20 protein-coding genes, 4 tRNA genes and 2 pseudogenes are annotated in these 22,661 nt (G+C 59.0%); 12 read left to right on the top strand and 14 right to left on the bottom strand.

Annotated elements, in window-relative coordinates:
* Window positions 1–33: 33 nt before the first annotated feature.
* Window positions 34–966, bottom strand: a complete 933-nt coding sequence (locus LGQ10_RS27485) for a chemotaxis protein CheV (protein WP_058435563.1) — start codon at window positions 964–966, stop codon at window positions 34–36.
* 75 nt (window positions 967–1,041) lie between these two features.
* On the opposite strand from LGQ10_RS27485, the gene flgA reads away from it, so the two are divergent.
* The 4 genes from flgA (at window position 1,042) to LGQ10_RS27465 (ending at window position 3,631) form a co-directional block, all read left to right on the top strand.
* Complete coding sequence (gene flgA, locus LGQ10_RS27480; protein ID WP_226523772.1) at window positions 1,042–1,803, top strand: flagellar basal body P-ring formation chaperone FlgA; 762 nt, start codon at window positions 1,042–1,044, stop codon at window positions 1,801–1,803.
* Window positions 1,804–1,954: 151 nt separating this feature from the next.
* Window positions 1,955–2,272, top strand: a complete 318-nt coding sequence (gene flgM / locus LGQ10_RS27475; RefSeq protein ID WP_058435564.1) for a flagellar biosynthesis anti-sigma factor FlgM — start codon at window positions 1,955–1,957, stop codon at window positions 2,270–2,272.
* Window positions 2,273–2,320: 48 nt separating this feature from the next.
* Window positions 2,321–2,788 (top strand): flagella synthesis protein FlgN, encoded by a 468-nt coding sequence (locus LGQ10_RS27470; protein ID WP_226523771.1) that lies wholly within the window; start codon window positions 2,321–2,323, stop codon window positions 2,786–2,788.
* Between the two features lie 96 nt (window positions 2,789–2,884).
* Window positions 2,885–3,631 carry a flagellar brake protein gene (locus LGQ10_RS27465; protein ID WP_058435566.1) on the top strand — a complete coding sequence of 249 codons (747 nt, stop codon included), beginning with the start codon at window positions 2,885–2,887 and terminating at the stop codon, window positions 3,629–3,631.
* Window positions 3,632–3,696: 65 nt separating this feature from the next.
* Here LGQ10_RS27465 and LGQ10_RS27460 read toward each other — a convergent pair whose 3' ends face one another.
* Together LGQ10_RS27460 and LGQ10_RS27455 are read right to left on the bottom strand one after the other, a co-directional pair.
* A complete protein-coding gene (locus LGQ10_RS27460; protein ID WP_226523770.1) occupies window positions 3,697–5,064 on the bottom strand; it encodes an MFS transporter in 1,368 nt (455 codons plus the stop codon).
* A 71-nt stretch (window positions 5,065–5,135) separates the two neighbouring features.
* On the bottom strand, window positions 5,136–6,377 hold the full coding sequence (locus LGQ10_RS27455; RefSeq protein ID WP_226526211.1) for a glutamine synthetase family protein: 1,242 nt from the start codon (window positions 6,375–6,377) through the stop codon (window positions 5,136–5,138).
* A gap of 318 nt (window positions 6,378–6,695) precedes the next feature.
* Here LGQ10_RS27455 and LGQ10_RS27450 point away from each other — a divergent pair, with 318 nt between their 5' ends.
* Complete coding sequence (locus LGQ10_RS27450) at window positions 6,696–7,613, top strand: LysR family transcriptional regulator (RefSeq protein WP_226523769.1); 918 nt, start codon at window positions 6,696–6,698, stop codon at window positions 7,611–7,613.
* A gap of 7 nt (window positions 7,614–7,620) precedes the next feature.
* On the opposite strand, the gene LGQ10_RS27445 is transcribed toward LGQ10_RS27450, so the two are convergent.
* Both LGQ10_RS27445 and LGQ10_RS27440 read right to left on the bottom strand, forming a co-directional pair.
* Window positions 7,621–8,310, bottom strand: a complete 690-nt coding sequence (locus tag LGQ10_RS27445) for a sensor histidine kinase (protein ID WP_058434786.1) — start codon at window positions 8,308–8,310, stop codon at window positions 7,621–7,623.
* Complete coding sequence (locus LGQ10_RS27440) at window positions 8,307–9,911, bottom strand: tetratricopeptide repeat-containing response regulator (protein WP_226523768.1); 1,605 nt, start codon at window positions 9,909–9,911, stop codon at window positions 8,307–8,309. The genes LGQ10_RS27445 and LGQ10_RS27440 overlap by 4 nt, the downstream gene beginning before the upstream one ends.
* 508 nt (window positions 9,912–10,419) lie before the next feature.
* Between LGQ10_RS27440 and LGQ10_RS27435 the strand changes: the two genes are divergently transcribed.
* Genes LGQ10_RS27435 through LGQ10_RS27425 form a run of 3 tightly spaced genes read left to right on the top strand, consistent with a single transcriptional unit; the run spans window position 10,420 to window position 14,646 of the window.
* Window positions 10,420–12,747: a hypothetical protein gene (locus LGQ10_RS27435; protein WP_226523767.1), complete on the top strand. Its 2,328-nt coding sequence runs from the start codon at window positions 10,420–10,422 to the stop codon at window positions 12,745–12,747.
* 2 nt (window positions 12,748–12,749) lie between these two features.
* Window positions 12,750–13,976 carry a hypothetical protein gene (locus LGQ10_RS27430; RefSeq protein WP_226523766.1) on the top strand — a complete coding sequence of 409 codons (1,227 nt, stop codon included), beginning with the start codon at window positions 12,750–12,752 and terminating at the stop codon, window positions 13,974–13,976.
* Window positions 13,977–13,983: 7 nt separating this feature from the next.
* Entirely contained in the window at window positions 13,984–14,646 is a 663-nt protein-coding gene (locus tag LGQ10_RS27425) for a DUF1266 domain-containing protein (RefSeq protein WP_226523765.1), read from the top strand.
* Between the two features lie 272 nt (window positions 14,647–14,918).
* Here LGQ10_RS27425 and LGQ10_RS27420 read toward each other — a convergent pair whose 3' ends face one another.
* Entirely contained in the window at window positions 14,919–16,094 is a 1,176-nt protein-coding gene (locus LGQ10_RS27420) for an FkbM family methyltransferase (RefSeq protein WP_226523764.1), read from the bottom strand.
* Between the two features lie 483 nt (window positions 16,095–16,577).
* Between LGQ10_RS27420 and LGQ10_RS27415 the strand changes: the two are divergent.
* Window positions 16,578–16,944: pseudogene (locus tag LGQ10_RS27415) on the top strand (recombinase family protein); the annotation flags it as partial.
* 35 nt (window positions 16,945–16,979) lie between these two features.
* Here LGQ10_RS27415 and LGQ10_RS27410 read toward each other — a convergent pair.
* Both LGQ10_RS27410 and LGQ10_RS27405 read right to left on the bottom strand, forming a co-directional pair.
* Window positions 16,980–17,976, bottom strand: a pseudogene (locus tag LGQ10_RS27410) (IS3 family transposase).
* A 185-nt stretch (window positions 17,977–18,161) separates the two neighbouring features.
* A tRNA-Arg gene (locus tag LGQ10_RS27405) sits at window positions 18,162–18,238 on the bottom strand.
* Between the two features lie 290 nt (window positions 18,239–18,528).
* Between LGQ10_RS27405 and LGQ10_RS27400 the strand changes: the two genes are divergently transcribed.
* The gene (locus LGQ10_RS27400) at window positions 18,529–18,765 is read left to right on the top strand and encodes a hypothetical protein (RefSeq protein ID WP_226523763.1); all 237 of its coding nucleotides are present in this window, start codon (window positions 18,529–18,531) and stop codon (window positions 18,763–18,765) included.
* 13 nt (window positions 18,766–18,778) lie between these two features.
* The gene (locus LGQ10_RS27395; protein ID WP_226523762.1) at window positions 18,779–18,958 is read left to right on the top strand and encodes a PA3371 family protein; all 180 of its coding nucleotides are present in this window, start codon (window positions 18,779–18,781) and stop codon (window positions 18,956–18,958) included.
* On the opposite strand, the gene phnN is transcribed toward LGQ10_RS27395, so the two are convergent.
* Window positions 18,933–19,514, bottom strand: coding sequence for a phosphonate metabolism protein/1,5-bisphosphokinase (PRPP-forming) PhnN (gene phnN / locus LGQ10_RS27390; RefSeq protein WP_226523761.1), 582 nt, complete (start codon window positions 19,512–19,514; stop codon window positions 18,933–18,935). The genes LGQ10_RS27395 and phnN overlap by 26 nt on opposite strands.
* 97 nt (window positions 19,515–19,611) lie before the next feature.
* On the bottom strand, window positions 19,612–19,803 hold the full coding sequence (locus tag LGQ10_RS27385; RefSeq protein ID WP_226526210.1) for a hypothetical protein: 192 nt from the start codon (window positions 19,801–19,803) through the stop codon (window positions 19,612–19,614).
* Between the two features lie 91 nt (window positions 19,804–19,894).
* Between LGQ10_RS27385 and LGQ10_RS27380 the strand changes: the two genes are divergently transcribed.
* Entirely contained in the window at window positions 19,895–20,221 is a 327-nt protein-coding gene (locus LGQ10_RS27380; RefSeq protein WP_016968184.1) for an Arc family DNA-binding protein, read from the top strand.
* A gap of 110 nt (window positions 20,222–20,331) precedes the next feature.
* On the opposite strand, the gene mgtE is transcribed toward LGQ10_RS27380, so the two are convergent.
* The 4 genes from mgtE to LGQ10_RS27360 all read right to left on the bottom strand — a co-directional run bounded on the left by mgtE (window position 20,332) and on the right by LGQ10_RS27360 (window position 22,560).
* On the bottom strand, window positions 20,332–21,774 hold the full coding sequence (gene mgtE / locus LGQ10_RS27375; protein WP_058435827.1) for a magnesium transporter: 1,443 nt from the start codon (window positions 21,772–21,774) through the stop codon (window positions 20,332–20,334).
* 412 nt (window positions 21,775–22,186) lie between these two features.
* Window positions 22,187–22,263: transfer RNA gene (locus LGQ10_RS27370), tRNA-Arg, on the bottom strand.
* Window positions 22,264–22,334: 71 nt separating this feature from the next.
* Window positions 22,335–22,411: transfer RNA gene (locus LGQ10_RS27365), tRNA-Arg, on the bottom strand.
* Window positions 22,412–22,483: 72 nt separating this feature from the next.
* Window positions 22,484–22,560: transfer RNA gene (locus LGQ10_RS27360), tRNA-Arg, on the bottom strand.
* Between the last annotated feature and the right edge of the window lie 101 nt (window positions 22,561–22,661).

The following is a 22,661-nucleotide window of genomic DNA, read 5'->3' as shown; positions in this document are numbered from 1 at the left end:
TCTTAAATCTAGGTCCACCAAGGGCCGCTGCCCTCAGCTGTGGTCTGCTGCTTTGATCCGGTCGACTACCCGGGATGCCAGGTCATCAGGACGGAACTTGGCAAGGAAGTCATCGGCACCGACCTTCTTCACCATCGCCTGATTGAACACCCCTGACAACGAAGTATGCAGGATGATATGCAGCTTTTGCATGCGTGGATCATTACGTATCTCGGCCGTGAGGGTGTAACCGTCCATTTCGGGCATCTCGATGTCGGAAATCATCATGAGGAATTCCTCTTCCGGCTTCTTGCCCTCGTCAACCAACTTGCGCAGGTAGTCCAGCGCCTGTCGGCCGTCGTTCAACGCCACCACTTCAACGCCCACGGTCTGCAGGCAGCGAGTGACCTGCTTGCGCGCCACCGACGAATCGTCGACGGTCAGCACCCGCAGGGAAACGGCCTTGTGCTGGGTCTCGACATCCACCACTCCGACCGAAATCGACTCGGAGGTGGGCGCGACTTCCGCCAGCACTTTCTCCACATCGATGATTTCGACCAGCTGGCTGTCCACCCGGGTCACCGCCGTGAGGTAGTGATCGCGCCCGGTCCCCTTGGGTGGCGGATGGATCTCTTCCCAGTTCATGTTGACGATGCGTTCCACCGAGCGCACCAGGAAACCCTGGGTCTTGGTGTTGTACTCAGTGATGATGACGAACGGATTGCTCTGATCCTGCAAACCGCCGGACCCCGTGGCCATTGCCAGATCCAGGATCGGAATGGTCGCCCCTCGAATATTCGCGACACCACACACGACAGGATTGGATTTGGGCATCAGGGTCAGCTTCGGGCATTGCAGCACCTCGCGAACCTTGAATACGTTGATCCCGTAGAGCTGCCCGCCGTCCAGACGGAACAGCAGCAGCTCCAGGCGATTCTGCCCAACCAATTGCGTGCGCTGGTTTACCGAATCCATTACACCAGCCATGCCCAGACTCCCCAAAGCTTTAAGATCCGACGCACGCTCATCGCTAAACGGCACGGCGCTTGCTTTTTAACTGTTATGAACGCCAAAACGACATTTTTTCGACGCCTGACATCACCTGGCCGCAGAGTGCTCTGCGCCCTTGCGATGCTGTGCATTTTAAACCCTGGCGGCCCTGCCGTTGCTGATTCGGTCACCCTGCCTGATCTACTTATCGGCGTCACTCAAGGGTTTCTTGAATTCACGGTAGAAGACTACCTGGCAACCAGTCAAACGGAAGGACGCTATGAAATCGAGGTCAAGCAGCTCGATCCACGAATGCACATGCCTGCCTGCGACAAGGAATTGACAGCCAGCCTGGAAAGTCCGGCCCAGCCCCTGGGGCGAGTGACGGTCAAGGTCCGCTGCGAAGGCACCTCGCCGTGGGGGGTGTTCGTGCCAGCCCAGGTCAAGCTATTCCGCGAAGTAGTCACCAGTACTCGCCCCCTCAAGCGCGCCGCCATCATCGAGCCTGAAGACGTGGCATTGCGTGAGCGGGACATCAGTTCGAACAGCCAGGGCTACCTGACGTCGGTGGACCAGGCCATTGGTCAGAAACTTGTCCGACCAATGGTCGCCGATCAGCTCATCACCCTGGTCCACCTGGAACAGGCGGAGGTGGTGCGCAAGGGCGATCAGGTAGTGATCAGCGCACGCAGCGGCTCATTGAATGTACGAATGCCCGGCGAGGCGCTGTCCAACGGCGGCATGAGCGAACAGATCAGGGTCAAGAACCTGAACTCGCAACGGGTGATCAAGGCTCGGGTCATTGCACCGGGCCAGGTGGAAGTGGCCATGTAGATCACTGGCGCTTGTCCGGCTCGTTCCCTAAACTGTGATCGATAACGGGTCACAGATACCTGCCTCGGCTTGTCGACAATTGAGCCTAAAGTTTTCCAGGGTATGGCCGAGAACATGGCAAGCGTCCAAATACCCAGAGGTTTTACTCATCATGGTCATCGATTTCAGCCGTTTGAACAGTTCCCCCTCACTGACAGGCAGCACGCGTGCCGGCGCCAGCAAGGAAACCAGTGAGGCCGGCAAACCCGCGCCCCAGGTGACCACCGCCGAGACCAGCAAAAGTGGGGAATCGGTACACCTCAGCAATGAGGCCCAACAGTTGCAACGAATCACTGACAAGCTGCGCGACCAGCCTGTTGCCGACAAAGCTCGGGTGGAGGCGCTGAAACAAGCCATCGCCGACGGCAGTTACAAAGTCGACAGCAACCGTGTAGCCAGCAAACTGCTCAACTTCGAAGCCCAGCGCTAGCCACAGGCTTGCGCCAGGCTTTTGGACGCTTAATTCCCAAGGCCAGCCATGCACGACACCAATCTACTGCAACTGATCAACGATGACCTTGTTCCAGCTCAACAACTGCTGGAACTGCTCCAGGCCGAATCCATAGCCCTGCATGGCCGCGACATGCCGCTGCTGGAGGAGATCCTGGCGCAGAAACAGGCGCTGATCGTCTTGCTGGAGCAGCATGGCCGCACACGCACTCAGGTCCTCGACAGCCTCGGCCTGCCGGCCAATCGCGAAGGCCTCGAACAGCTGGCCGGCCATTCCAGCCTGGGCACGCAACTGCTCGAGCAAGGCGACCTGCTGGTCCAGTTGCTGGCTGAATGCCAGGCAACCAACGAACTCAACGGTCGCTCGATCCAGATCCAGCAAGCCACCACTGCCAACCAGTTGAAAATCCTCAACGGTGGCGAACCTCCAGCCCTCTACGACGCCCGCGGCACAACCTCGATGCTTGCGAAGCAACGCCCACTCAGTCAGGCTTAGGCCACAAAAATGAGCGCGTGCTATCAAGCCGCGAAACATGCTGGCAAAATGCTAGCCCCTGCGTGTAGTTGTATTTTGTCTGGAGATTGATGAACCGTGTTCACTGCATCAAGCGCGGAAGATGCTCCGCAGCCACCCAAGGTGCTTACCACCCCGTTGGAGATCTCCTCCAACCTCCGGTTGCTGCAAGAAAGCCACGACCCTCTGATCATCACTTTCCATGAGCGCAGCCAGCGCTTCCAGAGCTACATGGTGGAAGTCGATCGCGACAGCAACATGATCGCGCTCGACGAAATGATCCCCCGTGACGGTGAACGCTTCATGCTGGCCGGCGAGCCGTTTCGCGTCGAAGGTTTCCATGACGGCGTGCGCATCGCCTGGGAAAGCAACGGCCTGCCAACCCTGGACGAATCCAATGGCGGCCGCTGCTACCGCACCCCGCTGCCGGACGAAGTGGTTTACCACCAGCGCCGCAATGCCTTCCGCGCCGCCTTGAAGCTGGCCCAACTGGTGGACATCGAACTCAGCGGCGACAAGCTCAAGTCGCCCCTGACCGGCAAGCTGCTGGATATTTCCGCCACCGGCTGCAAGCTGCGCTTCGACGGCGAAATCTCTGCCCGCCTGCAACTGGGCCAGGTCTACGAGCGCTTCATCGCCGCCCTGCCCTTTGGCAGCATGACCGCTCCCGTAGAGCTGCGTTACCTGCACTATGAAGAGAGGATCGACACCACCTTCGCTGGCGTACGCTTTCACAACATGAGCGGCCTGGTGCAGCGCCAGGTGGAGCGCTTCGTCTACCAATTGCAGCGTGAGGCACGGCGTTTCGACAAAGACGACCTCTGATCCTCAAAGGTCCATGAAAAACGGGCAGTGCCTTGCGGCAACTGCCCGTTTTTTTATTCCGACGCCTAGGGCCTGGCCTCCACAGCCGGCGCATCGTCGCGCTCCACCGCAGCTTCATCCTGCCCGGCCTCGGATTCAGGCTGCACCGGTGGCACGACATCCTCGACCGGGGTGACCTGCATTTGGTCCTGCACGACTTGCTCGTCCACCCGTGGGTCGAGGGCCGCCACCAGCGGCGAACTGGACATGCTGTCCGGCATCGCCACGTGATGCAGCGGAGCATCGTCGACCTGGTGCAGGTTGGTCACGGCCTTCGGCCGGATTCGCCAGACCAGCACCAAGGCAAAGAAGCTGAAGAAGGCGTAGAGCATCTGGCTGCCGAACAGTTTCATCAGCACCCCCGCCGCCAAGGGGCCGATGCTCGCACCCACCCCATAGGTCACCAGCAGCATCGCTGTCAGCGACACCCGTCGATCCCCTTCGACATGGTCATTGGAGAAGGCCACGGCCAATGGGTAGAGGCAGAACTGCACCAGGGAACAGAGGAACCCCAGGATGAACAAGACCTCCAGGGGCACCGTGGGCAAGATGGCCAGAGGCAGGGCCATCACCGCCAGGAACAGGGCGAAGCAGCGAATCAGCAAGGCCCGATCGAAGCGATCGGAAAGCCAGCCCAGGGGCCACTGCACCACCAGGCCGGCAAAGATGCAGCTCCCCATGAACAGCCCCACCTGCTCGGTGCTCAGGCCCTGTTGCGAGGCATAGAGTGGTGCCAGGCCATAGAACGAACCGACTATCAGGCCCGACCCCAGCACCGTACTCAACGACTGAGGCACCCGCTTGATGAAGAAGCGCGGCTCCATGGGGGCCGGACGCAAGGGCGCGGGGTGGATACGCCGGGTCATCGCCACCGGCACCAGGCACAAGGCGAAACACAGCGCTACCAGCATCAGCAGCTCCAGCCCCAGGGCCGGGTGCATGACCAGGATCAACTGCCCCAGGACCAGCCCCAGGTAGGACGCGATCATGTAGCCGCTGAACACCAGCCCGCGCTGCTTGGCCTCGGCCTGTTCGTTGAGCCAGCTCTCGATGACCATGTACTGGCACATCATCCCCAGGCCCACGATCATCCGCAGCACCAGCCAGGCCGGCAGCCAGTTCACCAGCCCATGGCCGAGTACCGCCGCACCGACGATACCGGCACAGGTGGCATAGGCGCGGATATGCCCGACCCTGGCGATCAGCCGATGGCCGAGCTTGCCCCCCAGCACCAGGCCGAAATAGTTGGCAGCCATCAGGGCCCCGATCCACAGGCCGTCGACATGATCAGCCGCCAGGCGCAAGGCCAGGTAGGTACTGAGCAGGCCCGAGCCGATCAACATCATCAGCGAGGCGAAATACAACGCACGAAAGGATTTCCAGATCTGGCGCATCGGCGTTCCGGGCGGCTCCTTGAATGAGGTTGCAGGCCCTCGGGACGAGGGCCTGACCAGCGACGGTTCGGTTATGCCTGGGCCGCTAGTACACGCCGTTCCCAGGGAGTGATTTCATCGAAGAAACTGGTCAACTCCATGGTTTTCGAAGCGATGTAGCCTTCGATGAACTCGCTGCCGAACAGTTCCCTGGCCAGCTGGCTACGCTTGAGGCGCTCCAGCGCCGCATGCAGGGTACAAGGCAGCGACAGGTTGTCCGGCACTTCGAATTCTCCCTGGATGGCCGCCGTTGGCGCCAGCTCGTTCTCGATTCCATGCAAACCTGCTGCCAGGCTGGCGGCAATGGCCAGGTAAGGATTGGCATCCGCCCCCGGCAGGCGATTCTCCACTCGTCGTGCCACGGGCGAACTGGCGGGAATTCGCAGCCCTGCGGCGCGATTGTCGTGGGACCAGCAGGCATTGTTCGGCGACGCATAGGGGTGGCACAGGCGCTGGTAGGAGTTCACGTTGGGCGCAAACAACGCCGTGAAATCCGCCATGCCGGCTTGCAGGCCACCGATGAAATGGTGGAACTGGGCGGTGGGCTGCCCGGACTCGTCACTGAAAACGTTACGGCCGCTACCAATCTCCACCAAACTCTGGTGGATGTGCATGGAACTGCCCGGGGTATGGGCCAGCGGCTTGGCCATGCAGACCACGATCAGGCCATGCTTGAGCGCCACTTCCTTGAGCAGGTGCTTGAACAGGAAAGTCTGGTCCGCCAGCAGCAGCGGATCGCCGTGCAACAGGTTGATCTCGAACTGGCTGACGCCCATCTCATGCATGAAGGTATCGCGGGGCAAGCCCAGGGCCGCCATGCATTCGTAGACTTCCTTGAAGAAGGGTCGCAGGCCGTTGTTGGAGCTGATGCTGAAGGCCGAGTAGCCCTCTTCCCGTCGACCGTCCTTGCCGACCGGTGGCCGGAAGGGCTGCCCCGGATCCTCGTTGGGCGCGAACACGAAGAACTCCAGCTCGGTGGCCACCACCGGCGCCAGGCCCAGGGCCGCATAGCGTGCGATCACGTGCTTGAGCTGGCCCCGGGTCGACAAACGCGAAGACTCGCCGCTGAGCTCGTCCGCGTCGCAGATGGCCAGCGCACGTGGCGTCTCGCTCCAGGGCAGGCGATGAATCTGCCGCGGGTCGGCAGTGAGGGCCAGGTCGCCATCATCGCTGCCGTAGAAACGCGCTGGCGGATATCCGCCCATGATGCATTGCAGCAGCACGCCGCGCGCCATCTGCAGGCGCCGCCCCTCGAGGAAACCCTCGGCAGTCATTACCTTGCCGCGCGGTACGCCATTCAAATCCGCAGTAACACATTCGATTTCATCAATGCCCGTCAATCGCTCGGCGAGTGAACTGTGGCCATCGGTTGTCATGACTCAATCCTTGTTGTTATACGAGCCGCGAACGGCGACCCGTACAAAATACGCACCACCCGTTCGGGATTTCAAGCACGGCAGCACAAATTCCCGGACATGCCTGTCACCGCCAGTACCTGTTTATCCGCGACCCTCCATCGCCCCCCTGCATGTACTCGCCAGGCCGATGCAGTAGGCTCGGCCGGTGACCTGAAACCGGCCACTGGAGGCGCCATGCTGGGAAATCTTGCCGACATCGACCTGCGGATGCTGCGGGTGTTCTGTGCCATCGTCGACGCGGGCGGTTTCACCGCCGCCCAGGCGCGGCTCAATACCAGCCTGTCGCGACTGAGCGTGGTGGTGCGCGATCTCGAGGAGCGCCTGGGCTACTCACTCTGCCGGCGTGGCAGCAGCGGCTTTCAACTCACCGACCAGGGTCACGAACTGTTCGAGGCGGCGCAAGGACTGTTCGCTGACATCGAGCGCTTTCGCCAGCATGCCAACCGACTGGGCCCGACCAGCCGCGAACACCTGCAGATCGGCAGCGTCGACAGCCTGGTGAGCCTGCCCTGCGCGCCCCTGTCCCTGGCACTGATGCATTTGCGTCAGCGCCTGCCCCAGGTACGACCGAACCTGCACCTGATGCGCCCGGATGAACTGGAACAGGCCGTGCTCGACGACCGCCTGCAACTGGCTATCGGCGCCTTCCACCATCAACTGTCAGGATTGAACTATCAGCACTTGTTCGACGAGGAGCAGAACCTGTATTGCGCCAACGGGCACCCGCTGTTTGCCCTGCGCGACGAGGAGCTTAGCCTGGAACGCCTCTGCGCCGCCGATTACGTCGGTCGCGGCTACATGGCCGAGCACCAGCGCCCCCACGACCTGCACTTCAACCAGGCCGTCAGCGCCTACAGCATGGAAGCCATCGCAACGCTGATCTTTTCCACCACCTACCTGGGCTACCTGCCCAGCCACTATGCTGCAGGCTGGGTCGCCAGGGGCCAGTTGCGCGCCCTGCTACCGGAGCGCCTGGCCTATCGCTCGAGCTTTCACTGCATCACTCGCCAGGGCCAGGAGCCGCGACCGGCCCTGGCGGCGCTCCTGCAATGCCTGGACCTGGCAGGGCAGCAACTGGGCAACCGGGCCTGATCACCGCTCAAGGCAGGTAGAGCTTGAACAGGCCACCGCCCAGTGGCCCGCCATTGCCGATACGGGTATGCCCGCACACACCATTGCGCTGATGCAGCTCGGCGATACGCCCGGCGAAGTACAACCCCAGGCCAGTGCTGCCGCTGCTCTGGTTGATGCCCTGCAGGTAGTCGGCCTGGCGCTCGATCATCGCCAGGGGATAGCCCTCACCGTCGTCGTTGATCGACAGCACCACCTGCCCCTCCTCGTCGCTGACGCTGATCAGCAGGGCATGGCGGGCATGACGGACTGCATTGTTGATGCAGTTGGCCAGCACCGAGGCGATCAGCTCGCGATCGAAGAAACCCAGGGGACTCAACGGGTCGACCTCGAAGGTGGCAGAGATCCCACGGCTCTTGAACACCTCCTGATGGCTCACCAGCTGCGCTTCGATGAAGTCGTCCAGCTCGTGGTAGGCCGGCTGCAGCGGCAGCTGATTGACCCCCAGCTTGTAGAGCCCCAGCAGCTGCACCAGCATGCCATTGAGATGGGCGAACTCGTAGTCGATCACGCCCTGCTCGGCAGGCACCTGCCCCGCGGGCAGGCGAGCCAGCCATTGGGCGTGGGCCTGCATCAGCATGGCCAGGGAGTTCTTCATGTCATGTACGGTGGAGGCGATCACCGTGGAAAAGTCGAGCGCCTGTTGCTTTTCGATCATTCGCCAAACGCCTTGCTTCGCAGCTTCTGGTAGCGCGGATAACGCGCATCGGTATCGGGCATCATGCCGACCATCTTCAGGCACGCCCGGCATTCCTCCAGGAGTACCGCATCCGGGTTCGCATCGGCGCCATGCAGCAACGACTGCGCCATGTTCAGGGCGACACTGATGTTCTTGGGTTGCAGGGCCAGGGCCTTGCGGAACAGCTCCCGGGCCTCGGCCAGGTTGCCGGCCTTGTAGCTGCGCACTCCCTGGCGGTTGACGTCGGCCGCCGCATTGGAAGAACTGAGGATAGTCGGGTCATCGGTCAACTTGGCAATGTTCTGCATCACCTTCGGATCATCGCCGTAGATTTCCGCGCAGTTCTTGAGCATCGAGGCACCGGCACTGGCCTGCCCCAGCATCTGCAGTTGCTTGGCCACCAGCAGCGCTGCCTCGGGGCTCATGAATTGCTCCATGCCTTCGAGCCGCTGCAAGGCCTGCTCGGTGAGCTTGTCGGCAGTCTCCGCATCGTTGAGTAGCAGGCTGGTGGCCTTCATCAGCCGTGCGCGAATCTGCAGGCCGGGATCCGCCGGGTTTTCCTTGGCCACGGCACTCAGTGTCTGGTTGATCTCCAGGCGGGTGCGCGTATCCAGCCCGCGCTCACTGCCCTTGCTGATCAGTGCATGGGCCAGGCCCAGGTTGCTTTCCGGGTCCTTGAAACGCGATTGCGCGCCCTGGCTGACGGCCTGGCGATAAGCCCTGGAGGCGCTCTCGAAGTCTTCGTTGGTCATCGCCAGCTTGCCCAGCAGCGCCTGGCGCCGAGGGGCCAGTGGCGACAGGCGCACCGCCTCCTCGAGCACGCTCTGGGCACGCTTGGTGTCACCCTCGGCCACCAGTACATCGGCCAGGCCGTCGTAGAGCCCCGGCATCATCGGGAATGCCTTCAAGGCCTTCTCGTATACCGCCTTGGCCTCGGTGGCCTGGCCGCGCTTGAACAACAGCCGCCCCAGCCCGACATAGGCCCAGGGCAGGGGCCGGTCCGCCAGGATGCTGTTGTACAGGCGCTCCAGGGGCTCGTTCTGGTTCATGTCGCGCAGGGCATCGGCCCGGTAACGCAAGCACAGCGGTGCATAACGCGGGTCCTGCTTGCACAGGGTGACGCAGGCGTTGAGCACTTCCACCGGCTTGCCCCGGTCCAGGGCCTGGAGGATCGGCTTGAGCAGGGTCTTGCGTTGCTGCAGGCGCTCCAGGCGCTGGGCCAGGCCGGAGCGATTGAAGGGTTTGGTCAGATAGGCATCGGGCTCGTGTTCCAGGGCACTGAGCACCATGGCCTGGCTGCTCTCGGCGGTGACCATGAGGAATACGCTTTCATGGCTGATGAGCTTTTCCAGCATCAGGTCTTCGAGCACTTGCTGGCCGTTTTTCTTGCCATCGCCCAAGTGGTAGTCCTGCAGGATGAAGTCGTAACGCTTCTGCGCACACATGCGCAGCGCCTGCTCACCCGAGTCGGCGGTATCCACATCCTTGACGCCCAGCTCACGCAGCATCGAACGCACCGAACTGCGGTAGTCCGAGAAATCATCGACGATCAAAAAGCTCTTTTGGTGGTACGCCAGCATCGAAGATTCCAGGCCAGTAAGAAGATCAATCCAGAAACGCCAGGGCCCGCCCGGCTTCGCAGCCCCCTGAGCGGGCAGATAATAGCTGCTGGCCGAGGGCTATCAAGCACTTTGCAGCCGACCTGTGATCCAGGTCGCCGCTTGGGGACACCATTGTCCATCGCAAGTTATCGGCCGGCTCGGGCATTCCCTTATAGAAGATCGGCAGCATTTGTCGCGCTTTGGCCAAGGCCTGCAAAAACATCGGAAAAATGGTCTTCGCCGACCGGGCAAACCTTGGATTCTGAAACACCAGCTGATAGCGTGCTGCGCCTCGAAGCCTCGATCGTTTTGCCGGGATGCCAGACAGGCCCGACGGCAGCAGGCCATCAGCGGCAAGTCGCAAAGGCTTGCACCCCGGGTGTCGAAGGATCGGCAGGCGCCCTGCGATGGTGTTGACGACGAGGAATGCCGGTCTGCCAGGCGATGCATCAATGGATGCACACAGCATTATCGAATGGAGCTAACGATGGCGCAGGACAGCAGTGCAATGACCGGTATTGAGCTTGAACAGTTCATGGACCGCCTCGAAGCGCAACAGCAAGAGCAGGACAACGGCACCCTGCTGGCCCAGTTGCAGGCTCAGCCACTGCGGGCCGACTCCCTGCCCTCCATAGGCCGCCTGCATACCTTGTGGATGCAGGCCGGCGATTCGGCAGCCGCCCGCGCCGTCATCGACGGTGACGGCGACGCTTTGTTGCAGTCCGCGCAGGAGTCGGCCCGTGCCGAGTTGCAAATCAACCTGCACATCCTGCGCCTGCAGGTCGCCAACTACCTGGATGACGATCCGGCATTGCTCGAGGTGCTCGAGCAACTCAACCAGATGGCCACCCAGACCCTGGACTTCGACGTCGAGCACTATCGGCGCTATCGGATCTTCGACCAGCTTGAGCAAGGCAGCGCCGAAGTGGCGCTCAAGACCCTCGAGGTGCGTTATGCCCTGACCCTGATCAACCCTGAGCGCACCGCCTTGCGGGCCTGGGACGACGCAGACCGGCATCGCCGTCGAGCTCGGGTCCTGGCCTATCACGAGCGCGATGAAGAAGCCCGCGCCGCGGCCCTGGATGCGATCAACGCAGTGCGCAGCGCCGGCCCCGACCAGGACATCGACGAAGGTGACTGGCTGTGGCTGGGCAACTCGCTGATCGAGATCATTCCCCTGCGCCTGGCTCTGTTCGAACAACCCATCGCCCAGCTCACCGCAGGCCTGTCGCAGCCCAAGCGCCGCGAGTGGGAAGTGCGTACTGCGCGTCTTGCGGCTCGCTCCCTGCGCGCCCAGGACGATTTGGCCGGCGCCCTGAAAATCTGCCACGTTGCAGCCATGAGCCTGGACAGCGACGGTGGCAACAGCTTCATCGAGTTCGAGTTGCCCTGGCTGGTGGAGGCCGGGCGCATGGAAGAAGCTGGCCATCGCGCCTTCCTCGACATCTACGACAGGCAGTCCGAAATGTGGCCGGCTACCGCACGCCTGGTCCTCGAACGCCTGCAAGACCCCGAGGACCGTAACGCCTGGTGGCCGATCTGCATCATGCGCGCCTGTATCAACCAGGAGCTGCTGCAGACGTTCCTCGAACCGCTGCCCCAGATCGACCCCGAAGAGCCGGCGAGCACTCCCCTGCTGGCGACCCTGTATGCCGCGATCAATGACCTTGAACTGCTCGATCAGCTGTTTGACGAAGCCCGCGCCGAAGCCTTGCGTCGAACCCCCGAGCAGCCCTGGATCAACCGGCTGGCGGCCGTGCATGACGCCGAGCGCGACGTGATCGATGCCGCCACCGAGTTCGACCTGTTGCACCGTGCCATCGAGACAGGCCGCCTGCATGATCACCGCAGCGCCTATTCCCTGTTTGTCGCCACGGTACGCAAGCTGGGCATCATCGAGGCGCTGAAACAACCCAAGCCGAAGCTGTCCAGCGGCCGGTACGCCTACAACTATGCCCTGACCATCGAGGAACTGGCGGAGCCGGAGGCGGACAAGCTGTCGGACGAAGCCCGCGATGAAGCCTACTCGTTGCTGCGCGATGCCCAGAGAGATGCCTACGAGCAAGGGCAAGCCCATATGGAGCGCTACTTCGCCAGCGGCAGCGGCCATCCGTTCGATGCGTGCGCACACCTGTACTCGATGCTCTGCAACAACCTGGCGATCAACTACCGTTGCTACAACGAACAGCGCTACGAAGACGCCATCGAACTGCACCAGCGCGGCATCGCCGCCAGTGCCTTCTCCGAGCACTTCAACGGCGTGCTCAGCACCCGCATCGCCATGGACGATTACCCGGGCATCGCCGAAGCCGCGGAGCAGCTGTGGCACTACTCGATGGAGCACGGCTACAGCCGCCACAACCCGGAGAACTACATCGTCTCGGTGGCCTACGCCCTGTACTCGCTGGATCGTGACAGTGAAATCCTGATCTGGCTCGAGCGCTTGCTCAACTGGCAGCAAAACCAGGAAGTCAGCGACCAGCAACTGGACTACTCGGCGCTGTTCGACCGGATCAAGCTGGCGCGCTACCTGGCCCATGCCCATCCGGACAATGCCGACAGCCTCTGGCAGCGCTACGAACCACACGTCCTGAAGATGAATGAAGTGTCGGTGATGGCCTGCTCGGTGGACTTCTTCAAGGCCCGCGGGCGCATCGAGGAAGCCCTGGAGTACTGCGCCCGGACCCTGGCGCTGTGCGACCCGTGCAAGGACTACGACGTGCAATGCAGGGCCCGGATCGAGTCGATCATCGCCGAACTGCAAGCACCGCCCGCCCCTGCCGCCAAGAAAGGCTGGTGGCAGATATGGAAGTAGCCGTGGACAAACGCAGCTCCAGCTACGCGCCGCGCAACCTGCTCAACGCTGCCGAGCTCAAGCGCGGCATCAAGCAGCGCAGCCAGGCCCGGGAAGATGAAGCACCGGTGCAAAGCTGGTTGCTGAACCACTTCTACCGGCACCTGGCCGGCAATTTCGAGCCGGCACGGCGCCTCCAGAACCTGCAAGATGCCAGCGCAGCCCTGGGCGGCGAAACCTTGCCGGAGTGGGTCTCCAGGCATTTCGAGGAGCTGGGCAAGGCCGATGCGCAGGAAGCCGGCAGCGTGCCTCCCCTGGTATGGGTCGACCCGCAGGAGCCACAACTGCTGCAGCAGGAAACCCTGCTGGTGGAGTTCCTGATATCGCGCAAGGGCACCACGCTGGAGGGCAAGCTCGATCGCATCAATTGCCCCCAAGCCCTGGCACTGTGGGAAAAAGAACACGCACAGATGGCCGCCCGGGTGGACCAGGGCTGGCGCCAGAGCTCGGCCCAGGCCTTGCAAGTGGTGGTCAGCTGCGCCGAGCACAACTGGGTAGAACTGCTCCCGGACAGCCCATTGCTGCGGGCCGAAATGGCCTTTGAAAGCTACGTGATGCGCCATTGCCTGGGGCAGTTCGCCGATCGCCGTGGCCTGACCGGAGGGTATGGCGAACGTTATGCCGAGGCCGTGGAGCAAGCGGACATGCGGGTCTTCAGCCTGCGTGACGCCCAGGGCCAACCCCATATCACCGTCAGCCTGATCGTCCAGGGCACGGGGGCGCTGACTGTGGAGCAGGTCAAGGGCAAGCAGAACCGCCCGCCGATCGAACGCTACTTCCAGGACCTGCTGCTGTTCCTGGATACCATGGGGACCGACCAGCAGACGCCGGCCGACTGCATCGCCATTGGCATCGTGCGTACCGAGGCCGGCTGGTTGCGCATCGAGGCGGTTAGCGATCCCCAGGCCCAGACCCGCCTGGTGGCGCGCTACCCGCAGTTGTTTTCGCGGCTGGAGGCGCCCACGCCCATGGTCCAGTGGCTGGTGGCCGCCCGCCAGAGCGACCTGCTGCTGGAACTGGAGCCCCAGGCCCCGGCAGTCAAGTACGCCACCCGCCATCTCTACAAAAAGAGTCCCTGGCCAGAACGCCGCCCCGAGGATCCGCTGTACCAGACCGAGGGCGTGCAATGGACGGACATGTCTTGCGCCCAGGCCGAGCACATCCGCGCCTGGCACGCCGAGAACCCATGAGGCGAAGATGCTGACGATTATTGGTTTACTGCTCGGTGCCTGGCTGGTCTGGGGTTACGTACGCCGAGCCCCCAGCGGCACGTCCCTGGTGATCTTCCCGCCACGCAAGCGCTGGGCGCTGACACTGGCACAACCCATGGTGGATGCCACCGGAATGACCGGGTTCTTCGACCCCGCGACCACTTATTTCGCGGACCAGGCACGAAACACCCTCAGGGCCCCCCTGTTGCACCAGATCGGCTTTCGCAACAACGCCACCGACACCGAGGTCCTAGAGCACCTGAACACCACCCTGGAGCGCCAGTGGTTCCGTATCGACCTGCACGGCTTGAAGCCCAGCGACGACCCTCAGGCCGCCATGGCGTTCGCCTGCGTACGCAGCGCGTTCTTCGTCCGCTGCGCGATGCTGATGGGCTGGCTGGAGGCTGAAAGCGGGTGGCGCATCATGCTGCTCAATGCCCAGCGAGCCCAGGACTGCTTCGCGGACTGGGAAGACTTCGGCAGGGCTTTCATGCGTGGCCGCCAGCAATGGGTAGCCGCGTTCAGGGCCGACGCCCTGGGACAAAGCTTCAACGAAGACACCTTGAGCCGGCTGCTCGCATCGGACACGGGGGCCTGGGCAGCAACGCCCTGGAAGGGTTTGCCGGCGTTCAGTCCGCAGGCGGATTAAGGGCTAAAGACAGTTCCGACAACACGCGAATTTGTGCTGACTTAATAAAACCTAATTAATAAAATTTAACGAAATAGCGTGATTACTTAATTCATCACCCAATCTGGCTGTGGTCAGGATCTGGATTGGTTCCCTCAATCCGATCCACACCACATCCAAACACGTTGCGATAAAGATAAACCTATCTGTTCAACACCAACTCCCAGAGCGCCCTTGAACTCCCGGAAATTACTATTGAAAGAGCTGGCATTGAACAATACAACCAGATTCGCTTACGCAATCACTTGCGCATAGACAATCGAATCATAGTAGTAAAAAAAATGATGACGCAAACGTAATTCATAGTTAGGCTCAAGTTCCGTCACCAGATCTACAATATCAAGCAAATCATCAGCGAAGTGATATCCCGTCACCGCCAACCGCGGCTTGTGGGTTTGGATCAATTTACGTGCGCCTCGCAACACTCTGGTTTCATGCCCCTCGACATCCATTTTTATAAAAGTCGCATAATCGACAATTTCGTCGAGCGGCAACGCCTGAATATGAGTATTACCTTCAAGATCCAATCGACTTCCCATAGTACCTGTCTGGGAGAAACGCATGGTGCTACGTGTATCTGACAATGCAACGTTGTACGCTTTGAAGTTAGGTACTGTTAAGGAAAAATTTTTCTCGAGGGCTGCAAAATTTTCAACGTCAGGTTCAAATGCGTGGATGGCCGAGTACTGCCAATGCGTGGCAGTGATGAACTTACGAACTGTAGTTCCGACGTGAGCGCCAATGTCACATAACACTTCCTCCTGACCCAGCCTGAAGGTGTCCGTGCTTCCAGCAGGGTGAGGCGTAAAGTATTCGTCTTCAGGGCTGCACAACACGGGTAACAAGGCATTGCGATCGAAGTTCAATCTCAACGTCAACATCGCCAGCAAAGTCTGGATACTAAGCGGGTCTGCCAAGCGTCGTGCCAGCTTACGGTAATCATCAGCACGGGCTATGGTCTGGGCACGCATGGCGCTGGCAGTCTGATAGATTACCGGGATTTCGCATGCATCCAGGGCAGGAATCATATCCACCTCAGCCATCTGGACACGCTCGGCAACTCGCGAGAAATGACCGTGCACAAATGGTGAGCTCGACATGTTAATGGCGACAGCCGCGCCCTGACCCTCTGCCTGGGAAATGAACGCGTCGGTACTCAACACTGGCCATTCCTGCCAGTGATCACCTTTAGCTGAGTAATGATCATCGACAAAGACGACCTGCTTGCCTTGTAAGCTTAGATGTTTGGCCAACATTGGAGTATAGAACAAGCCAACTAAAGAGCTGGGAGCAAGCAGGTAGACAAATTCGGCAGACGCTAGTAACGCTGGCGCTCGGGAGGGAGGCGCAGACTCCAGCAAAGCGTTGAACTCATTATCGAACTGAAGAAGAGCGGAGTTTAGATTCATGTTACTTATTTTCACCAGAAATTAGATACAACTCACCGTTGACGGCACGGGCATTCTACATCCTGCACCTTACAAAAAAACAATCGCTTAAAGCATCAAATATAAAACCTGCAAATAAAATCACAATCACAGAGACATATCAATAAAATTTACAATCCATCTTCGTTGACATCTAAAAATCCAGGCAACTCATCGGCAACCACGTCCTCAGTTCATCCTTTACTCTTAACGCGATATCCAAAAAATAAAACCGTAAACACATTCATAAAAAACACTACCCTTCGAGCAAATAATTAAATATTGAAAAAACAACAATTAACCCTAGCTAAAACCCAATAAAACCCAACTTCAACTTCGTTAAAATATCTCTGCGCCAGCGTAAAGCAATGCCTACCCAGATACGGCAGATTTTGCCTTGCTTGATAAGTGACACCCAAAGTAAAACAGCATTAAGAGAACACCCTAACTGATACAGATTGCATTATGTTCATCCGCACTTATCTCCGAGCCTCAACCGACGAGCAAGATGCCGGCGGCGCCCGAACAGCTCTCGAAAGGTTTGCGAGCGACCAGAACAAAGTCATTGCCTGCGAGTACCTGGAGAACGCCCGCGGAGCGGCCTGAGTTGCTACGCCTGCTCAAGGATGCTCGCAAGGGTGGTGTGTTGCTGGTGGAATCAATAGACCGCCTCTCACGACTTCCTGTGGACGACTGGCAGAGGCTCAAGGGTGCAATCGACTCCAAGGGCTTGCGCATCGTCGCGCTTGATCTGCCGACCAGCCACCAGGGAATGCAGGACACCAAGGGAGACGAGTTCACCGGCCGAATGCTAGGGGCGATCAACTCAATATCTAGTCCTGAAATAGGTTTACACCTATTTCAGTCTCAAAACGCCCGATGCACCGCATCGGGCGTTTTGTATTTCAGCGATAAGTGCGGGCGCTCTCCGTTGTAGATCAGCACCGATTCATCCACCATTTTCACTGCATCCGCCAAATCTTTGGGGCGGTGCAGCAAAACTCAGTTTTCAAAATCCCGTTTACCCGCTCTGCCATCGCATTCTGATAGCAATCATAACCATCGGTCATAGAGCACTTGATCCCATGCGTGGTGTGCATCCGCTGGTATAAATCGGAGCAGTACTGGGCTCCGCGATCTGAGTGATGAATGAGCGGCTGCCTGGATGTTCGCTAGCTAACAGCCTTCTGCAGCGCCTTGACCACCGACTCCGTATGCAAGCTGTCATGTACATGATGGCCAACGATTTTGCGTGAGTACACGTCTGTTATCTGGCTGACGTAAGCAACACTTTCCCGGGTGGGCAGATAGGTGATGTCTGCCACCCAGACCTGCTCGGGTCTGCTGGCTACAACTTGTTCCGTGCCTGCTTTGAGTAGGTTGGGATGGCGCATCAAAGGTTCGGTTGCGCTTGTAATACGCTTGGCGCGAAATACCCATGAACAGGCAAGCCCTGGTAATGCTCAGGTCTTGGATTTGCCCTTGCGAGAGGACTTGCCGGCTCGCTTTTTTACGATGGAAACACCGTAGTCATTTTTCAAGACGTTCACGACAGCTTCAAAGAACTAGGCTTTCTGATTGCTCAGCGCCAATTGCTCTTCAAGCTCTTTGATCCGCTGTTCAGGTGTTAGCGGGAGGTTGGGTTCGGTCATTGGCCTGCTCCGCGGCGCTCGGATTGATGCGCCTTGGCTCCAGTCCTGTCGGCCATGCTTGCGTAACCAAACCAGTACCGTGGACCGACCCTGAATGCCAAGCGCCGTTGAGCCTCTTTATAACTCAACTCGCCTTTTTCGACTTGGTCTACGACCGATAATTTAAAAGCTAGCGTGTAGTCACGCTGGCTGCGCCTTTTGCCCGTATCCATTGGGTCCTCCTGAAGATGGGTCAGAAGGTGTAAACCTTATTCAGGACGGGACACCTACAAAAAAGCCCCGCCAGGCATGACCCGGGCAGGGCTTTTTTATTGCTCCACCGCTACTGATTGCAACTACCCTGCCCCCATAAGAGTTAAGCGGATAAATCAGAAATTGCTGGAAGCCTTGAATTATATGGTGTCCCAGGGCAGGTTCGAACTGCCAACCTTCCCCTTAGGAGGGGGATGCTCTATCCAATTGAGCTACTGAGACAAAAGACAAGTGCCTGATAGGGCACGAAGGACGGCGTGCATGTTAACGGCCAGCGCTGTATTTGTCATGTCATCGGTAGGGCTTTTTACAGCAACCCCCAAGGACTGTGCCTCACTGGCCAGGCCGCGTCGTGCAAATTGCATCACCGCAAAAAGCCATCATTGCAAAATGCACTTCAGCGAACCACTTATAATAGGTTAAATGTCTGTTTTTAAAGGGTTTAATGCCATGTACACTCTTGGCACGCGGCCTGCTTTATCCATGGATAAAACACCGCAGAGATGATGCCCATGAACAGCGTCCTGTTTCTCTTGAATGCGACAGCCATTGCTGTACTGATGGCCTTTCACTTTCTACCGCTGGGCACAACGCCCGATGGGCCCTCCGTTACCCACCACAGCCAGCGCCTGACAGCGCAGTTGGCCGTGCTCAATACCCAAGCCCCACCCGGCCCCCTCACCCAGATCGCCACCGGAGAGGCTTCGCAACTGCCTGCCGGACCACAGGCCGAACACTGGGTGTTCTAACCAGGAGTCATTCATGTCCACTGCAGCCAAAAGCCTGCTTGCCCTGGCATTGCTCAGCGCAATCGCTGCCATGTCATTGCCCGAGCAGACCGCAAGCCTGGTTTCCCTGGTCGCCTGCGGAGCGTTTTCCAGCCTGTTCCTGCTGGCGCTGATCGTAGGGCGCAAGATCAAGTTCGATCCGGTGCTGCGCTGACGCCATGCTCGCGCAGTTTGTCCAGTAATCGCTCCACGGTGATCTGTAGTTCCCCGGAGTTGTCCAGGCGCACCACCTGCCCACCATCAAGCCAATCTGCAGGAGCAAACAATTCATTGCGCTGCAGACGACTCTCGATCTGCGCCAAGTTTTCCCGTCCTCGACGCAACAAGCGCTGGCGTAACACTTGGGAATCCACGGTCAACATGACGGGCAGTAAGTCAGGATAGCGCTCCCGAGCCTGCGCCAGGTGCCCCCGGGAACCGTTGATGAGTACATGACGCCCTTGCGCCAGCCAATGATCGATCTGCCTGCCAATACCGTATCCCAGGCCATTGGCCCGCCAGGACAAGGCGAAATCCCCTTGAGCCAGACGTCGCTCGAACTCCTCGAAGGTGACGTCCTCAGCCTGTTCTCCCTGCGACTCGGCGGAACGGGTGATCACCCGCCTGGCGACCTCACAGCCCAACTCATCCAGAGGCTGCCTGGCCGCGTCGATCAGGCTGTCCTTGCCGGCTCCCGAAGGCCCCATCAGATAGATGAGCCTACCAGGCATGGCTTGCAGATCCGGATAACACAACTAGTAAATCGGCCATTTGCCACTATCCTCTAACAGGCAGGGATCACGGAACTCATCCGCATCGCAGGCATCTTCACCGGTGCACTGCCGCTCCCAGGTGGGAGGCAGACCGCGGCCAACAAACCACAACAGCGATCTTTTCAAACCAGTCCGCATTTCTGATAATTGGTGCTGGCATAACGCCTTTATCCAGTTCAATATTTGTCACAGAATTGACGCCAATGATCTGGCAATTTTTGAGGCATGATGCGGGCCTCTTAACAATTCAGGTTGAACATTTGGCATTCAGGCTTGTCCTAAAAAACAGCTCGCGGCCAATTCCGAGAACCGCTCCCCTGAACTAACCGGTTAAATATATGCGCCCATTGAAACAGGCAATTTATTCCAGCCGTACGGCTGACAAGTTCGTCGTACGTCTGCCCGACGGGATGCGTGAACGCATTGCCGAGGTGGCTCGCAACCATCATCGCAGCATGAACTCCGAAATCATCGCGCGCCTGGAGCAGAGTCTTATTCAGGAAGGCGCCTTGGGTGAAGAGTTGAGCATGCGCCTGGACAGCCCCGAGCTGTCCTTGCATGAGCGCGAACTGCTTCAACGTTTCCGCCAACTTTCACATCGCCAGCAGAACGCGCTGGTTTCGCTGATTGCACACGACGCAGAAATGGCCGCAGACGCCAACTGATTTCGTCCCGAAAGCTCGAGCCAGCCTAGTTGCTGGCTTTTTTTTGCGCGCATGAAAGCAACGAAGCGCCATGAAGGCGCTTCGCAGTGGAAATTAGCACAGACAAGGGCTCAGAGCAGAAAGATCGTCGCCAGGCCGAGAAAGATGAAAAAACCACCACTATCGGTCATGGCCGTGATCATCACGCTGGCCCCCATGGCTGGATCACGCCCCAGGCGTGCCAGGGTCATGGGGATCAGGACGCCCATCAATGCCGCGAGCAGCAGGTTCAGGGTCATGGCCGCGGTCATCACCACCCCCAATGACCAGCTTCCATACAGCATGTAGGCCACGACACCAATCACTCCCCCCCAGATCAGGCCGTTGATCAGGGCTACTGCCAGCTCCTTGCGCATCAGGCGCGAAGTATTACCGGTACTGACCTGGTCCAGGGCCATTGCCCGAACGATCATCGTGATGGTCTGGTTACCCGAGTTGCCACCGATACCGGCAACGATGGGCATCAAGGCCGCCAATGCCACCAGCTTCTCGATAGACCCCTCGAACAGGCCAATCACTCGAGAGGCCAGGAATGCAGTAATCAGGTTGATGGCCAGCCAGGCCCAACGGTTGCGCAAGGACTTCCAGACCGAGGCGAAGATGTCTTCCTCTTCACGCAGACCGGCCATGTTGAGGACTTCGCTTTCGCTCTCCTCTCGGATCAGGTCGACCATTTCATCGATGGTCAAACGACCGATCAGCTTGTCGTTCTTGTCGACCACCGGGGCCGAAATCAGGTCATAACGCTCGAAGGCCTGAGCCGCATCATAAGCGTCCTCATCAGGATGGAAGCTTACTGGGTCGCTGGCCATGACCTGCGCAACCTGCTTCTCTGGATCATTGACCAACAATCGCTTGATCGGCAGGACCCCCTTGAGCACGCCATCGTAGTCGACCACGAACAGCTTGTCGGTATGGCCAGGCAACTCCTTCAAGCGGCGCAGGTATCGCAAGACCACTTCAAGACTGACATCCTCGCGGATGGTCACCATCTCGAAGTCCATCAGCGCACCGACCTGCTCTTCATCATAGGACAGTGCGGAGCGGACACGCTCACGCTGCTGGCCGTCAAGGGCCTCCATCAGCTCATGGACAACGTCTCGCGGCAGCTCGGGAGCCAGGTCAGCAAGTTCGTCAGCGTCCATCTCCTTGGCAGCAGCCAGGAGCTCGTGATCGTCCATGTCGGCGATCAGGGTTTCACGTACGGAATCGGATACTTCGAGGAGGATGTCGCCATCGCGCTCGGCCTTGACCAGCTGCCAGACCGTCAGACGCTCTTCCAGGGGCAAGGCTTCGAGGATGTAGGCTACGTCGGCAGAGTGCAGGTCATCGAGCTTGCGCTGCAGTTCGACGAGATTTTGCCGATGGACCAGGTTTTCCACCCGATCATGGTGATGGCCTTCCTGACGATGCGTCAGGTCTTCGACCACCCGCTGGCGCTGCAGCAGCTCAACGACTTGAGCGAGGCGATCCTGCAGGCTTTCCTGCGTTTTCTTTACTTCTACTTCGGTCATAGGCGAACTCCACTCCCAGCAGAGGAGCACGCCGGAAGGATCAATCAGTCAGTTCATGATTGTGAAAACGAGATACTGAGTAACTACTGGGTAAGTCCATGGAGATATTCCACAAGCCCCGGCGGGGCTGACGGGCGCAATCATACACCGCCTGGCGGCTTTAGACGTCAAAAAATCGCGGCAAGAACAAGCGCTTGCGACATAAACCTGTGCAGCACCTGAATCCATGGAACTGCGACGCCCCCACAGAAAAAGAAAACACAGACTCGACAAAAAAAGTCCACGAATAGGTCAGCACGCTGGGTATCCGACCTCCAGCCAAGCGAGCCGTTCCAGGCAAATGAACAAGAAGAGAGAAGATAAAAATGCACAAAAAAAAGCCCGTATCTTTCGATACGGGCCTTCTTAAGTATGGTGCACTCGACAGGATTCGAACCTGTGACCGCTCGGTTCGTAGCCGAGTACTCTATCCAGCTGAGCTACGAGTGCATGTGTGTTTTTAGACCAGACCACAACTGGTTGAAGCCGAGTTATTTATATCGCTACAACTAACTCTTAAATGGTGCACTCGACAGGATTCGAACCTGTGACCGCTCGGTTCGTAGCCGAGTACTCTATCCAGCTGAGCTACGAGTGCATATTGTGTTTTTAGACCAGGCCACAACTGGCTGAAACCGAGTTATTCATATTGCTACGACTAACTCTTAAATGGTGCACTCGACAGGATTCGAACCTGTGACCGCTCGGTTCGTAGCCGAGTACTCTATCCAGCTGAGCTACGAGTGCATGTGTTGCCGCGCATTATAGTCCGTCGAATCATTTTTTTCAGCACTTTTTCTAGTAAATTCAACAACTTACAGAAGAAGCCAGATTACAACGTACTAAGC

The organism is Pseudomonas sp. L5B5 (assembly GCF_020520285.1).
Lineage (GTDB): Bacteria > Pseudomonadota > Gammaproteobacteria > Pseudomonadales > Pseudomonadaceae > Aquipseudomonas.
The sequence above is the reverse complement of the archived record's forward strand: the minus strand, read 5'-3'. Positions and strand labels throughout refer to the sequence as shown.